Origin of the sequence: Agromyces sp. H17E-10, assembly GCF_022919715.1 — a bacterium.
In the GTDB taxonomy this organism is placed as follows: Bacteria; Actinomycetota; Actinomycetes; order Actinomycetales; family Microbacteriaceae; genus Agromyces.
Genome location: NZ_CP095042.1, coordinates 3,510,718 through 3,524,184, shown reverse-complemented (window position 1 = coordinate 3,524,184; position 13,467 = coordinate 3,510,718). Strand labels below are relative to the sequence as shown.

General features: G+C 72.8%; 13 protein-coding genes and 1 tRNA gene. 10 read left to right on the top strand and 4 right to left on the bottom strand.

Annotation, left to right across the window (positions count from 1 at the left end; genetic code table 11):
• Positions 1–66: 66 nt before the first annotated feature.
• Genes MUN74_RS15985 through MUN74_RS15975 form a run of 3 tightly spaced genes read right to left on the bottom strand, consistent with a single transcriptional unit; the run spans position 67 to position 5,672 of the window.
• Positions 67–2,172 carry a YhgE/Pip domain-containing protein gene (locus MUN74_RS15985; protein ID WP_244853532.1) on the bottom strand — a complete coding sequence of 702 codons (2,106 nt, stop codon included), beginning with the start codon at positions 2,170–2,172 and terminating at the stop codon, positions 67–69.
• Positions 2,169–5,048, bottom strand: coding sequence for an MMPL family transporter (locus MUN74_RS15980; protein ID WP_244853530.1), 2,880 nt, complete (start codon positions 5,046–5,048; stop codon positions 2,169–2,171). The genes MUN74_RS15985 and MUN74_RS15980 overlap by 4 nt, the downstream gene beginning before the upstream one ends.
• 9 nt (positions 5,049–5,057) lie before the next feature.
• Positions 5,058–5,672, bottom strand: a complete 615-nt coding sequence (locus MUN74_RS15975; RefSeq protein ID WP_244853529.1) for a TetR/AcrR family transcriptional regulator — start codon at positions 5,670–5,672, stop codon at positions 5,058–5,060.
• Positions 5,673–5,769: 97 nt separating this feature from the next.
• On the opposite strand from MUN74_RS15975, the gene MUN74_RS15970 reads away from it, so the two are divergent.
• The 8 genes from MUN74_RS15970 to MUN74_RS15935 all read left to right on the top strand — a co-directional run bounded on the left by MUN74_RS15970 (position 5,770) and on the right by MUN74_RS15935 (position 11,531).
• Positions 5,770–5,958: a hypothetical protein gene (locus MUN74_RS15970; RefSeq protein ID WP_244853527.1), complete on the top strand. Its 189-nt coding sequence runs from the start codon at positions 5,770–5,772 to the stop codon at positions 5,956–5,958.
• A 142-nt stretch (positions 5,959–6,100) separates the two neighbouring features.
• The gene (locus MUN74_RS15965; protein WP_244853525.1) at positions 6,101–6,562 is read left to right on the top strand and encodes a hypothetical protein; all 462 of its coding nucleotides are present in this window, start codon (positions 6,101–6,103) and stop codon (positions 6,560–6,562) included.
• Between the two features lie 173 nt (positions 6,563–6,735).
• Positions 6,736–7,422 carry a biotin transporter BioY gene (locus MUN74_RS15960; protein ID WP_244853523.1) on the top strand — a complete coding sequence of 229 codons (687 nt, stop codon included), beginning with the start codon at positions 6,736–6,738 and terminating at the stop codon, positions 7,420–7,422.
• Positions 7,419–8,789, top strand: a complete 1,371-nt coding sequence (locus MUN74_RS15955; protein ID WP_244853521.1) for an AMP-binding enzyme — start codon at positions 7,419–7,421, stop codon at positions 8,787–8,789. The genes MUN74_RS15960 and MUN74_RS15955 overlap by 4 nt, the downstream gene beginning before the upstream one ends.
• Positions 8,786–9,946, top strand: a complete 1,161-nt coding sequence (locus MUN74_RS15950; RefSeq protein ID WP_244853520.1) for a thiolase family protein — start codon at positions 8,786–8,788, stop codon at positions 9,944–9,946. Before MUN74_RS15955 ends, MUN74_RS15950 begins: the two co-directional genes overlap by 4 nt.
• Positions 9,943–10,623 carry an energy-coupling factor ABC transporter ATP-binding protein gene (locus MUN74_RS15945; protein WP_244853518.1) on the top strand — a complete coding sequence of 227 codons (681 nt, stop codon included), beginning with the start codon at positions 9,943–9,945 and terminating at the stop codon, positions 10,621–10,623. The genes MUN74_RS15950 and MUN74_RS15945 overlap by 4 nt, the downstream gene beginning before the upstream one ends.
• A gap of 31 nt (positions 10,624–10,654) precedes the next feature.
• The gene (locus tag MUN74_RS15940; RefSeq protein WP_244853516.1) at positions 10,655–11,248 is read left to right on the top strand and encodes an energy-coupling factor transporter transmembrane component T family protein; all 594 of its coding nucleotides are present in this window, start codon (positions 10,655–10,657) and stop codon (positions 11,246–11,248) included.
• An 85-nt stretch (positions 11,249–11,333) separates the two neighbouring features.
• Positions 11,334–11,531: a hypothetical protein gene (locus tag MUN74_RS15935; RefSeq protein WP_244853514.1), complete on the top strand. Its 198-nt coding sequence runs from the start codon at positions 11,334–11,336 to the stop codon at positions 11,529–11,531.
• A gap of 73 nt (positions 11,532–11,604) precedes the next feature.
• On the opposite strand, the gene MUN74_RS15930 is transcribed toward MUN74_RS15935, so the two are convergent.
• Positions 11,605–11,680 (bottom strand) — tRNA-Lys (locus MUN74_RS15930).
• 119 nt (positions 11,681–11,799) lie between these two features.
• On the opposite strand from MUN74_RS15930, the gene MUN74_RS15925 reads away from it, so the two are divergent.
• Together MUN74_RS15925 and MUN74_RS15920 are read left to right on the top strand one after the other, a co-directional pair.
• Positions 11,800–12,615, top strand: a complete 816-nt coding sequence (locus MUN74_RS15925; protein WP_244853513.1) for an inositol monophosphatase family protein — start codon at positions 11,800–11,802, stop codon at positions 12,613–12,615.
• A 5-nt stretch (positions 12,616–12,620) separates the two neighbouring features.
• Entirely contained in the window at positions 12,621–13,442 is an 822-nt protein-coding gene (locus MUN74_RS15920; protein WP_244853511.1) for an LLM class flavin-dependent oxidoreductase, read from the top strand.
• The last annotated feature ends 25 nt before the right edge of the window (positions 13,443–13,467 follow it).

Here is a 13,467-nt window from a genome sequence, read left to right as displayed (position 1 = left end):
GAAACCAGCGTATCGAGACCACCAGCGCTGGTCTCGATACGCTCCCCCGTCGACGAGCCGGCCGGCTCAGCCGAGCGCGGCGGCGGCGAATCCGATCGAGCGGATGCCTCGGCGCCGGCCGACCACGATCGCAGTGCCGACCACGCCGATGACCCCGAAGAGGGCGATCACGCCGGCTGCGCCCGCGACCGCTCCCCCGCCCGCGCCCGACACGATGGCCTGCATGCCCTGCACCGCCCAGGTGAGCGGCAGGAACGGGCTGATCGCCTGGTAGGGCCCGCTCAACACCTCGATCGGCACGAGCCCGCCCGTCGAGGTGAGCTGCAGCGCCACGAGCACGAGCGAGACGAGCAGTCCGGCCCGGCCGAGCCACGCCGTGAAGAACGCGTGCAGGGCCGTGAACGCGAGGGCGAGCAGGGCGGAGAACGCGAGCGTCTGCGGCAGCAGGCTCCACGAGACGCCCATGCCGGCGTGCAGCAGCAGCACCACTGCGACGGCCTGGGCGAGGGCGATGAGGCCGGCGCGTGCGAGTGCACGCCAGACCAGTCCACCGGTCGAGGCGGTGCTGCGCAGTGCCTCTCGGCCGAACGGCCGGAAGACGAGGAAGAGCGCCATCGCACCGAGCCAGAGCCCGATCGGCACGAAGAGCATGCCGATGACCTCGCTCGTCGAGCCGATCTCGTTCTCACGCGACGTGTCGACGCTCACGGGCTCGGCCACGACGTCGGCCGTCTTCTCGGCGTCGATGTCGCCGAGCTTCTGCGCCTCCTTCGCCCCCGACGCGAGGCCGTCGGCGAGCGAGTCGGCCCCGGTCGCGAGCTTCGTCGCGCCCGTCGCCGCGCCGTCGGCGCCCGTCGCGAGCTGGTCGAGACCGCCCGCGAGCTGGCCGATGCCGGACGCGAGTCCGGTCGCACCGTCGCTGAGCCCTGCGGATCCCGCCGAGAGCTGCTGCGCGCCAGAGGCGAGCTGAGCGGCGCCGCCCGACACGCCTGCCGATCCTTCGGCGAGCTTCGTCGCGCCTGCGGAGAGCTGGGCGATCCCGGTCTGGAGCGCCGGCATCCCGGCCCCGCCCTGGGCGAGCTGCGCGCCAGAAGCCGAGAGCGCCTCCGCGCCCTCGCCGATGCCGACGACGCCGTCCCTCAGCTTGCAGATCTGCTTGAGAGCCTCGGGCCGCGGGTCGGCTGTGCAGTTGGCCGTTCCGCCCGTCGCTGCCTTGACGTTCTGGTCGATGAGTCCGAGCAGCCCCGGCTCGAGCGCCGCGTAGTTGTCGGAGAGGTCGGTGACGCCGGCCGTGTAGCCGACGACACCGGTTCCGAACTCGCCGAGCGTGGCGGTCTGCTGCGCGAGGTCGGAGAGCCCGCCGGCGATGCCGTCGACGCCCTGCGTGTACTGCGCCACGCCGCTCGAGTAGCTCGAGAGCCCGCTCGCGATGCCGTCGACGCCGTCGGTGTACTGCGCGACGCCGTCGGCGTACGCGGAAGCCCCGGCCGCGGCATCCGAGGCGCCGGCGGCCGACTGCCCGACGCCGTCGGCGAGCTGGCCGATTCCGGTCGAGAGCGACCCGGCGCCGCTCGAGAGCTGCGCCGCACCGTCGGCGGCGTCGCCGAGCGACCCGCCCATCTTCGCGAGGTTGCCGTAGAAGCCCTCGAGGTACTGGGTCGTGAGCTCGCGCCCGAACGCGGTCGACATGGCGTCGCCCACCGACTGGGCGACCGAGCCGGTGAGGTAGCCGTGCGCGTCGTCGGTGCGGATGTCGAGGTTCGCGCGCGTCGGCGACTCGCCCGAGATCGACGTGACCGACTTCGAGAAGTCGGCGGGGATGGTGAGCACCGCGTACGCCTCGCCGGAGGCGAGCTTGTCGGCCGCCTCCTCGTCGTTCGAGATGGTCCAGTCGAATCCGGCCGTGTCGGGCCCGGTGAGCTCGGTCACGAGCTGGCGACCGGCGAGTACGGGCTGGTCGGTGCCGTCGGGCAGGGTCATCGTGACCATCTCGTCGTTGTTCACGACGATGGCCGGGATCTGCTCGAGGTTCTCACCGGTGTCGCCGAGCGCACCGGAGACGAGGCCGGCCACGGCGAGGGGCACGGCGATCACGGCGCCGACGAGCACGCCGTAGCGCACGCGGCGCTGGGCGGGGGTCGAGCCGAACAGGCGGGCGAGTCGGGAGTTCATCGCTGTGCCTCCAGGGTGCGAGAGACGGGGGTGATGGTTCGGATGCCGCGAGCCGCGAGCTCGGGCGTGTTGTCGGGTGCGCACGCCCCGTCGCCGAGCCCGACGACGAGGGTGACCTGCGCCGGCACGAGCCGACCGAGCGCGGCCCACAGTTCGTCGCTCGCGTCGCCCGGGTCGTCGTCGATGTCGAGGACGACGGCCTTCGGTCGTTCGGCGAGCGCGGCCGCCACGGCGACGACCGTGCGGGCCTCCGCACCGAGTGCGGCGAGCGGCGTGTCGACGCCGAGACGGGTGCGGTCGGCGCCGAGTGCGGCCGCCGCGCGATCGACCCACTCGCGCACGAGCGCGTTCGACGGCGAGAGGCGGTACCACGGGCGGGTGGCGTCGAGCCTGGTCGCGACGAGCTCGCCGACGGTCGACCCGGTCGGGGCGTCGGAGGCGAGCTCGGCCATCGCGACCTGGCGCATCACCTGTCCGGCACCCGTCGGCAGCGGCATCCCCTGCACGGCGACCCGGCCCGAGACGGGGGCGAGCCGGCCCGCGAGCGTGGCCGCGACGACGCGCCGGTCGACGGCCTCGCCGCGCACGACGAGAACGCCGCCTGCGGGCACCTCCGTCGTGAGTGGGCCGATCGGCCGCTCGGGCAGGCCGAACACGGCCTCGTCGAGGTTGACCGCGGCCGGTCGCGCCGCCGCCCATTCCGCCTGCTCGAGGTGGGCGCGCAGGCCCTCACCCTCGATGTCGACGTCGGGCAGGATGCGGGCGAGCCACTTCGGCAGCCACCACGCCGCCTTGCCGGCGAGCGCCATGGCTGCCGGCACGAGCGTCATGCGCACGAGGAAGGCGTCGAATGCGACGCCGATCGCGAGCGCGAACGCGATGCCCTTGATCACGCCCGAGCCCTCGGGCACGAACGCGAAGAAGACGAAGAACATGATGAGCGCGGCGGCCGTGACGACACGAGCCGCGTGCTGGAATCCGTGCACGATCGACGTGCGCGGCTCCTTCGTCTTCACGAACTCCTCGCGCATGCCCGAGACGAGGAACACCTCGTAGTCCATCGCGAGGCCGAACAGCACCGCCATGAGCAGGATCGGGAGGAAGCTCAGGATCGGCCCCGGCTCGACGTGCAGGAGGTCGGCGAACCATCCCCACTGGAAGATCGCGACCGTCACGCCGATGGCGCCGAACGCCGACAGCAGGAAGCCGAGCGCGGCCTTGATCGGCACGAAGACCGAGCGGAACACCATGAGCAGCAGCACGATCGAGAGCCCGACCACGATGAGCGCGAACGGCACGAGCGCGTCGGCGAGGCGGTTCGAGATGTCGATCGCGACGGCGGTGAAGCCGGTCACCGCGATCGGTGTGCCGAAGTCCTGCTCGATCGACGGCGCGAGATCGCGGATCGAGGCGACCAGCTCCTTCGTCTGCGGCGAGTCGGGCGCCGACTCGGGGACGACCTGGATGATGGCCGTGTCGACCGTCTCGTTCGGCAGGCCGTCGCCGACGAAGGCGACGTCGTCGAGCTCGCCGATGCGGGCGCCGATCGCGTCGAGGTCGCCGAAGATGTCGGTCGTCTGGGTGATGTCGACCGTGACGATGAGGGGACCGTTGTACCCGGGTCCGAATCCGTCGTCGATCATCTCGTAGGCCTCGCGCTGCGTCGACCCCGCCTCGCCCGAGCCGTTCGGCAGGTTGAGGTCGAGGCTGAGTGCGGGCACGGCGGCCGCGCCGAGGATGCCGACGACGGCGATCACGAACACGACGGGCGCCTTCAGCACGAGGTCGACCCAGCGGCGGCCCATCGTGCGCTTGCCGCCTTCGTCGGCGGTGTTCGCCCGGCGGTGCGCCCGGCTGCCGGGCTTCGGCGTGAGCTTGCGCTTGAAGACGCCGAGCAGGGCCGGCAGGAGCGTGACCGCGCCTGCGACTGCGATGAACACGGCGAACGCGGCGCCGACGCCCATGACGCTGAGGAACGGGATGCCGACGACGAGCAGGCCGAGGAGGGCGATGATGACGGTGAGGCCGGCGAAGACGACCGCGCCGCCCGCCGTCGCGACCGCCTCGGCGGCGCTCTCCTCGGGGTCCTGGCCGCGAGCGAGCTGGTTGCGGTGCCGCGACAGGATGAACAGCGCGTAGTCGATGCCGACCGCGAGTCCGATCATGACGGCGAGCATGGGCGCGGTCGACGAGACCGTGGCGAACGCGGCGACGATCGTGATGCCGCCGACGGCGGTGCCCACGCCCACGAGGGCCGTGAGCAGCGGCATCCCGGCCGCCAGCAGCGACCCGAACGTGATGATGAGCACGACCGCGGCGAACAGGACGCCGAGCGCCTCGGTGATGGTGAGGCCGAAGCTCGTCTCCTGGAAGACGTCGCCGCCGAAGGCGACCTTCAGGCCCGCGTCGGTGCCGATCTCGCCCGTCGCGGTGACGGCGTCGAGCGTCTCGGGGGTCACGTCGGTGACCTGGCCGTCGAACGTGATCTGGATGTACGCGGTGCGCTCGTCGCCCGAGATCTGGTCGCCCGCGTACTCGTCGAACGGCCCGAGCACGCTCGAGATGCCGTCGATGTCCTCGAGGGCGGCCTCCATGTCCTCGATGGCGCCCTTCGAGGTCGCATCCTCGACGGATGCCCCTTCGGGGGCTTCGACGACGGCCTTCGCCTGCGCGCCCGCCGTCTGCGGGAAGACGGCGGCGAGCTGGTCGATGGCCTGCTGCGACTCGGTGCCGGGGATGGCGAACGAGTCCTGCAGCTGGCCGCCGAGCGCGACGCCCGTGCCGAGCATCGCGCCGAGTGCGACGACCCAGGCGACGATCACGAGCCAGGCGCGCCGGTAGGCGAATCGACCGATGCGGTGGAGGAGCAGAGCCATGCGCGGGCCTTATCGGGTCGGCCGGCCGTCGGCCGGGATCAGCAGTTCGGTGAGGACCTCGACGAGCGCTTCGCGCACCTCGTCGTCGGAGTGGGTGTTCATCAGGGCGCTCATCTCGTCGTCGTCGAAGAACGTCGCCCCGGCGACGAGCGCATAGGTCGCGCCCGCGAGCGCGACGCCGAAGCGCATCTGCTCGGCGAGCGAGGCGCCCGTGCAGATCGCGTCGGCGAGCACGCGGATCGCGGCGTTGCCGCGTTCGACGATCGGGATGTCCCCGAGCGAGTAGCCCTGGCTCACGAAGAGGTGCACGGCGAGGCGCTCACCGAGCAGCAGGTCGACGAAGCGTCCGATGAACGCGCCGCGCGCGGCGTCGGAGCGGCGCCCCTCGGCGAACTCGGCGACGAGCACCTCGAGCCGTTCGATCGCGGGCGTGATGCCGGCCTCGAGCAGCGCCTCCTTCGAGGCGTAGTGGTAGAGCACGCTCGACTTCGAGTAGCCGGCGTGGTCGGCGATCTGCTGCAGCGACGTGCCGGTGAACCCGACGGTCGCGAACTGCTCGAGCGCGGCGTGCAGCAGCTCGTCGGAGGCGCGGGCGCGCGTCGGTAGGGTCGCATCGGAGGGCATGTCTCGACGGTAATTGACCGATCGGTCAGATCCTGCACGATCGGTCAGATTCACGGATGACTCCCAGCGGACCGCGCGTGCGCGGTAGCGTGGCGGCATGCGCAAGTACCTCTTCAGCGGTGCCGTGATCTCCGCAGCCGTGAGCGGCATCAGCGTGATCAAGGCCACCACGTCGGGCCCGCGCGACTGGCGGCTGCTGCTGCTCTGGGTGTCGTGGGCCGCGAGCCTCGCGATCGCGATCGGCACCGTCGCCGAAGAGACGAAGCGCCCCGAGCTCGGCGAATAGGCGAATCCGCGGCCCTACCCTGGGCACTCCGGCGTGTCAGTTCGGAATCCGCTCGGTCGTGCCGTGAGACTGGAGCGAACGACCCGAATATCGCAGGCTCCGCCCTACGCGACCTGCTGCACCACGACGAGAGGGGCCACCGATGTTCCGCCGCTGGCGACGCGCTCGGCTTGCCGCCCAGGCCTCTGCACATGCTGCCGCTCCCGCACCGCGCCCCACCGCGGACGCCGCCGCCGACCTGCGCGGCGAGCACATCTTCGAACTGCTGAACGCACGTCTCTCGGAGTTCATCGGCCCCGGCGGCGGATGGTCGCTCGTTCGTCGCAGCGACGGTGACACCGACCGCATCTTCCACGCGATGCTCACCCACCAGATCGCCGCCGAGCTCACCCGCGCGATCCTCGACGAGCGCGACTCGGTCGCCGTCGTCGTGCCCGCCGGCGAGGAGTCGATGGTGCTCGGCTGGGAGCCCGCGCCGCTCATCGTCTGGGCCGACCCCGTCGAGACCGACGGTGCGGTCGAGGCCGGCGCCGAGGCATCCGCGGTCGAAGCGGAGGTGCGCCCCATCGGACCGCTCACCGAGCTCGAGGCGCGCGCCGCCTGACGCCGGCCTGGCGGGTCGAGGAGCGAGCGCAGCGAGCGTCTCGAAACCCGAGCCTGGCGCCGTTCCAAAATCGACCCCCGATTCTTGTACGGCTGGGGCGACGCGGCACTCCCCCGCGCTCATAGCGTGATTCACGGGCACTCCGCCCGCACGCCTTGAGTAAGGGGAACCCGATGAGCACCGCACCGAGCAGCACCCCGCCCGCCGCAGACGAGGCGGTCGCGGCCGCCGCACCGCAGCGTCGCCACACCGCCCGCGACCTCGCCCAGATCGCCGTCTTCACGGGCCTCATCGCGGCGCTCGGACTGCCCGGGGCGATCTATCTCGGCAGCACGGCCGTGCCGATCACGTTCCAGACGCTCGGCGTCATGCTCGCGGGCGCCATCCTCGGCGTGCGCAAGGGCTTCCTCTCGGTGCTGCTGCTCATCGCGCTCGTCGCGGCCGGGCTGCCGCTGCTCTCGGGTGGTCGAGGCGGACTCGGCGTCTTCGTGGGGCCGTCGGTCGGCTACCTGCTCGGTTGGCTCGTCGGCGTCGTCGTCATCGGCTGGGCGACCGCCCGCCTGCTCCCCCGCTACCGCCTCCTGCCGGCGCTGCTCTGGACCGCCCTCGGCGGCATCGTCGCGATCTACGCCGTCGGCGTTCCCGTGCTGGCCGTCATCACGGGCACCCCGATCGGCGTGGCCGCCGCGGGCGCCCTGCTGTTCCTGCCGGGCGATGCGATCAAGGTCGTCATCACCGTGCTCGTCGCGAAGGGCGTGCACCGCGCCTGGCCGGGCCTCATCGAGCCCAAGCCGTGGCCGTGGGCCCGCCGCGCGGCGGCCGTCGACGCGGCGCGCGGCCGGGAGGTCGACGCCGCGTGAGCGGGTGGCTGCGGGGACCGCACGAGGCCGTCGCCCTCGCGTTCGACGGCGACGTCGTGCGCATGGGCGAGTTGGCCGACGCGGTCGCCGCGGTCGATCTGCCGGGCGACGGCCCGATCGGATGCCCCGCCGGCATGCCGCCCGCAGCCCTCATCACGACCGTGCTCGCCGCGCTCGAACGGGGCCGGCCCGTGCTCGTCGGCGGTGACGACGACGACGCCAGCAACATCGCACGCGACCTGCCGGCCGGTGCCGAACTGGTGCTGCTCACCTCGGGCTCGTCGGGCCCGCGCTCGACCCCGCGCGCGGTCGCGCGCACCGAGCATTCATGGCTCGCGTCGGCGGCTCCGCTCGCCCAGATCGTCGGGCTCGAGGCAGCCGACCGGGTCGCGGTCACCGGCCCCCTGCACGTCTCCATGCATCTCTACGCGGCGCTGCACGCACTGTGGGCCGGTGCCTCGGTCGGCGACCGGGTCGCGGACGCGACGGTCGTGCACGCCACGCCGACCCGGCTCGCGCGCCTGCTCGACGGACCGCTGACCGCTCGCACCGTCGTCGTCGCCGGTGCCGTGCTCGACGATTCGCTGCGCGAGCGCGCCGGCCGCCGACTGCGGCTCGTGGAGTACTACGGGGCCGCTGAACTCTCGTTCGTCGCCGCCGGCGGACCCGACGGGCTCACCGCGTTCCCGGGCGTCGAGCTCGACCTGCGCCCCGTCGCCGCCGGGCTGGAGCTCTGGGCGCGGTCGCCCTACCTCGCACTCGGCACGACCGGCGGCGGGATGCTCCGGCGCGACGCCGCCGGGTTCGCCACGGTCGGCGACCTCGTCGAGCCGACGCACGACGGAGCGTTCACGGTGCTCGGCCGGGGGGATTCGGCGATCACGACCGCGGGTGCGACCGTGATCGCCGAGCGCGTCGAACGCGTGCTCGAGACGCTGCCGGGCGTCGCATCGGCCGCCGTCGTCGGCGAACCGCACGCGCTGCTCGGCGAGCGCGTCGTGGCGGTCGTCGAGCTCGAGCGGCCCGAGTCGGCGGGCGGTGCACCGGGCGATGCGACGAGTGACGCCACGGCACCGGTCGATGCCGCGGCGACCGCGACCGCCCTCGCCGCGGCCGCACGGCGGCATCTCGACGCAGCCGAGCTTCCGCGCCGGTGGATCTTCCGGCCGCTTCCGCGCACGGCCTCCGGCAAGGTGGCGCGCGGCCGGGTGCGCGCCGCCGTCGTCGCCGGGGACTTCGGCGAGGCGCAGGCGCGCACGGCAGCCGACGATGCGGCCGCCGAGCACGTGGCCGCCGAGCACGTGGCCGACGAAGATGCGGCCGCCGAGTTCGCGGCCGGACACCACACCGAGAGCGAGCAAGCATGACGTCGACTGCCCCCGTGATCGTCGCCGCCCGGCGCACCCCCATCGGCACGGCCGGGCGGGGCTTCGCCCGGCACTCGGTCGACGCGCTCGCCGCGCCCGTGCTCGCGGCCGTCGCGGGCTCGGTCGCGTCATCCGGACTGCCCGTCGACGACGTCGTGCTCGGCAACTGCATGGGCCCCGGGGGCGACCTCGCCCGTGTGGCGGCGCTGCGCGCCGGGCTCGGCACGTCGGTGCCGGGCGTGACGGTCGACCGGCAGTGCGGATCGGGTCTCGATGCCGTCATGCAGGCGGCTGCGCGTGTCAGCTCGGGCGATGCGCGCCTCGTGCTCGCGGGAGGCGCCGAGTCGGCGTCGACCGCACCGCACCGGGTGTGGCCCGACACGGGTGCGCGTTACGCCCGCGCACCCTTCGCGCCCGTCGGCTTCGCCGACCCCGACATGGGCCCCGCCGCCGAGCACCTCGCCCGGGTCCGCGACATCTCACGGGCGAGGCAGGACGCGTGGGCGCTGCGCTCGCACGCCGCAGCGCTGCGCGCCCGGTCGGCGGGCGCCTTCGACGCCGAACTCGTCGCCGTCGACGCCGTCGACAGCGACGACCGGCCGCGCGCGATGAGCGCCGAGGTGCTGGCTCGGTTCGCACCCGCCTTCGCGATCGACGACCTCGCCGGCGAGGGCGCCGCGACACCGCGCGGCACCGTCACCGCCGGCAACTCGTGCGGATTCTCCGACGGCGCCGCCGCCATGGCGGTCACGCTGCCCGAGGTCGCCCGCGAGCTCGGGCTGCCCGGCCTCCGCGTGCGCGCGTCCGCGGTCGCCGCCGGTGATCCGGCCCTTCCGGGCATCGGCGCGGCGCCGGCGGCCGCCCGCGCGCTCGAACGTGCAGGCCTCACCGCCCGCGATCTCGGGGCCGTGGAGATCACCGAGGCGTTCGCCGCGCAGGTGATCGCCGTCGTCGACGAGCTCGGGCTCGACGAGGCGATCGTGAACGCCGACGGCGGGGCGATCGCGCTCGGCCACCCCTGGGGCGCCTCGGGCGCCGTGCTGCTCGTGCGGCTCGCGGCGCGGCTCGCAGCTTCCGACGACGACCGGCCCGCCCTCGCCGCCTGCTCGATCGGCGGCGGCCAGGGCATCGCGATGATCGTGGAGCGGGTCGCATGAGCGAGATCGTCTTCGACCGCGTCGGCCACGACTTCGACGGCGAGACCGTCGTCGACGACGTCTCGCTCGTGCTCGGCGAGCGGCGCATCGGCATCGTCGGCGCGAACGGCTCGGGCAAGTCGACGCTCGCCCGCATGGTGAACGGGCTCATCGTGCCCAAGCGCGGCCGCGTGTCCGTCGACGGGCTCGACGTCGCCCGCCGGGGCCGTGACGTCCGCCGCAAGGTCGGCTTCGTCTTCACGAACGCCGACAACCAGATCGTGATGCCGACGGTGCGCGAGGACGTCGCGTTCACGCTGCGACGGCACAAGCTGCCCCGCGACGAAGCCGAGGCCCGCGTCGACGCGGTGCTCGACCGCTTCGGGCTCAGCCCGCTCGCCGACCGACCGGCGCACCGCCTCTCCGGCGGGCAGAAGCAGCTGCTCGCCCTCGCGTCGGTGCTCGTCGCCGAGCCGTCGATCGTCGTCGCCGATGAACCTACGACGCTCCTCGACGCGCGCAACGCCCGCATGGTGGCCGACCACTTCGCCGCGCTCGACCAGCAGCTCGTCGTCGTGACCCACCAACTCGACCTCGTCGAGGACTTCGACCGCGTCATCGTCGTCGAGGCCGGCCGAATCGTCGCCGACGACGAGCCAACAACCGCGCTCGACGCCTACCGGGCGCTCATCGGATGACGGGCGCGACTCTGATGAACGGCATGCTGCGATGATCGGCGTCTATCACCCGGGAACCTCCCTCGTGCACCGCGCGCCGGCGCTCCTGAAGCTGGGGCTGCTCGCGGTGTTCGTCACGGTCGTGGCGGTGCAGAGCTCGCTGGTCGTGCTCGGCATCGCCGCCGGGGTCACAGCGCTGCTCTTCCCCCTCGCGCGGCTGCCGTTCGGCGCCGTGTGGCGCCAGATCGCGCCGATCCTCTGGGTGCTCGCGTTCGTCGTCCCCGTGCAGTGGATCTTCTCCGGGTGGGAGGCCGCGGCGACGATGGCGATCAGGCTGCTCATCGCCGTCGCGCTCGCCGCCCTCTACACGCTCACGACCCCGGTCACGGCAACCCTCGACGCGATGCAACTGCTGCTGCGCCCGCTGCGCCGCTGGGTCGACGCCGACCGTGTCGGGCTCGCGCTCGCCCTCGCGATCCGCTGCGTGCCGTTGCTCGCCGAGATCGTGCGCGAGGTCGTCGAAGCCCGCAAGGCGCGCGGCGCCGAAGGCTCGGTCGTCGCGCTCGCCGTGCCCGTGATCGTGCGTGCCCTGCAGACCGCCGACCACCTCGGCGAGGCGCTCATCGCGCGGGGGTTCGACGACTGACGCGACGCCGTCGCGGATCGCCGGCAGACTCGCTGTCGCGAACCTCCGCGCACCGCGTACAGTGAGCGCAACTCGGAGGTGCGAGATGGACTGGACCGGTTGGCTGGCGATCGCTGTTCTGATCGCCGTATGGGCAGTGGGCCAATGGCTGTACACGCGGCGGCGGCGCGCCGGTCGCATGGGCTCGCCGCGACTCGGTTACGACGGCTCGAGTGTCGCGAACTCGGCCGACGTCGAGCGCGAGAAGTCGATGCGGCAGATGAAGGGCGGCATGATGCCGTGAGTCGCCCGGCGCGACCGCGGAGATTTCAGCCCGGAGACGACGAAAGCCCCGGCGCGAGCGCCGGGGCTTTCAGTGGTGCACCCCCAGGGACTTGAACCCTGAACCCACTGATTAAGAGTCAGTTGCTCTGCCGATTGAGCTAGAGGTGCGTACGATTTCGGTCTGTTTTTCAACAACCGAACCGAGCGTCAACGTTATCAGGTCGATCGCCGCGGCGCCAATCGAGCACGACACGGCGTGTTCACCCTCGCCCGATAGCCTGATCGACGTGACCGAACCCGTCGACTCCACCACTCCAGATCTCGCCGCCGACCTCGCGCTCGCCCTCGAACTGGCCGACCTCGCCGACGCGGTGGCGATCGCGAAGTTCCGCGCCGTCGACCTCGACGTGTCGACGAAGCCCGACCGCACGTTCGTGACCGAGGCCGACCTCGCCGTCGAGCGCGCGATCCGCGAGCGGCTCGCCGAGGCGCGCCCGGCCGACGGCATCCTCGGCGAGGAGTTCGGCACCTCGGGCGACACGGCCCGGCAGTGGATCATCGACCCGATCGACGGCACCTCCAACTTCATGCGCGGCGTGCCCGTGTGGGGCGCGCTCATCTCGCTCGCGATCGACGGCGTCCCGGTCGTCGGCGTCGCCTCCTCTCCCGCGATGGGGCGCCGCTGGTGGGGCTCGCGCGGTGCGGGCGCATTCACCACGGATGCCCCGGGGCAGGCACCGCGCCGCATCGCCGTGTCGGCCGTCGCCGACCTCGCCGACGCGTCGCTCAGCTTCCAGAGCATCGCGCAGTGGCGCGACGCCGGCTACCTCGACCGCCTGCTGGCCCTCGCCGAGCGCGTGTGGCGCGACCGCGCCTACGGCGACCTGTGGTCGTACATGCTGCTCGCGGAGGGACTCATCGACGTCACGGGCGAGTTCGACGTCAAGCCCTACGACCTCGCGGCGCTCGTGCCGATCGTCGAAGAGGCGGGCGGCCGGTTCACGTCGATCACGGGCGAACCGGGGCCGTGGCACGGCTCGGCACTCGCGACCAACGGTCGGCTGCACGACGTCGTGCTCGACGCGCTGCGCGAGCAGGCGTGACCGCCATGGAGTTCGTCGTCTTCACCGAGCCCCAGCAGGGCGCGAGCTATGACGAGCAGCTCGCCCAGGCGCGCGCCGCCGAGCGGCTCGGGTTCGACGGCTGGTTCCGGTCCGACCACTTCCTGCGCATGGGCGACGGCGATCCGCAGCCGGGCCCCACCGACTCCTGGGTGACGCTCGCGGGCCTCGCCCGCGAGACCGAGCGCATCCGACTCGGCACGGGCTGGTTCGCCGAGGAGCACACGGCCTACGGCATCCCGTTCCCGCCGAAGCGCTTCGGCCTGCTCGAGGAGCAGCTGGAGGTCGTCACGGGTCTCTGGTCGGCCCCGGCCGGCTCGACGTTCGACTACACGGGCGAGCACTACACGCTCGCGGGCGCCCCCGCACTGCCGAAGCCCGTGCAGTCGCGCGTGCCGGTCATCATCGGCGGCGCCGGCCCCAGCCGCACCCCGCAGATCGCGGCCCGCTTCGCGACCGAGTTCAACCTCGGCTTCCGCTCGGAGGACGAGATCGCCGCCGCCTTCGAGCGCGTACGTCGCGCCTGCGAGGACATCGATCGCGACCCGGCCACCATGCGCACCTCGGTCGCCCTGCCGACGGTCGTCGCCGAGAACGACGCCGACTACCTGCGACGCCTGGCGGCGATCGACGAGGACCCCGACGAGTTCGCCGAGGTCAACATCGCCGGTACGCCGGCCGCGGCGATCGAGAAGATCGGGCGCCTGCGCGAGCTCGGCGCCGATCGCGTGTACCTGCAGCTCGTCGACGTGCGCGACCTCGACCACCTCGAGCTCATCGGCACCGAGGTGCTGCCGGCGCTCCGTTGAGTCGATGACGGATGCCTCGTGGCCG

Excerpts from the sequence above, each read along its gene's own strand:
- MUN74_RS15985 (WP_244853532.1), bottom strand. The coding sequence starts at position 2,172 with ATGAACTCCCGACTCGCCCGCCTGTTCGGCTCGACCCCCGCCCAGCGC.
- MUN74_RS15980 (WP_244853530.1), bottom strand. The coding sequence starts at position 5,048 with ATGGCTCTGCTCCTCCACCGCATCGGTCGATTCGCCTACCGGCGCGCC.
- MUN74_RS15975 (WP_244853529.1), bottom strand. The coding sequence starts at position 5,672 with ATGCCCTCCGATGCGACCCTACCGACGCGCGCCCGCGCCTCCGACGAG.
- MUN74_RS15970 (WP_244853527.1), top strand. The coding sequence starts at position 5,770 with ATGCGCAAGTACCTCTTCAGCGGTGCCGTGATCTCCGCAGCCGTGAGC.
- MUN74_RS15965 (WP_244853525.1), top strand. The coding sequence starts at position 6,101 with ATGTTCCGCCGCTGGCGACGCGCTCGGCTTGCCGCCCAGGCCTCTGCA.
- MUN74_RS15960 (WP_244853523.1), top strand. The coding sequence starts at position 6,736 with ATGAGCACCGCACCGAGCAGCACCCCGCCCGCCGCAGACGAGGCGGTC.
- MUN74_RS15950 (WP_244853520.1), top strand. The coding sequence starts at position 8,786 with ATGACGTCGACTGCCCCCGTGATCGTCGCCGCCCGGCGCACCCCCATC.
- MUN74_RS15945 (WP_244853518.1), top strand. The coding sequence starts at position 9,943 with ATGAGCGAGATCGTCTTCGACCGCGTCGGCCACGACTTCGACGGCGAG.
- MUN74_RS15940 (WP_244853516.1), top strand. The coding sequence starts at position 10,655 with ATGATCGGCGTCTATCACCCGGGAACCTCCCTCGTGCACCGCGCGCCG.
- MUN74_RS15935 (WP_244853514.1), top strand. The coding sequence starts at position 11,334 with ATGGACTGGACCGGTTGGCTGGCGATCGCTGTTCTGATCGCCGTATGG.
- MUN74_RS15920 (WP_244853511.1), top strand. The coding sequence starts at position 12,621 with ATGGAGTTCGTCGTCTTCACCGAGCCCCAGCAGGGCGCGAGCTATGAC.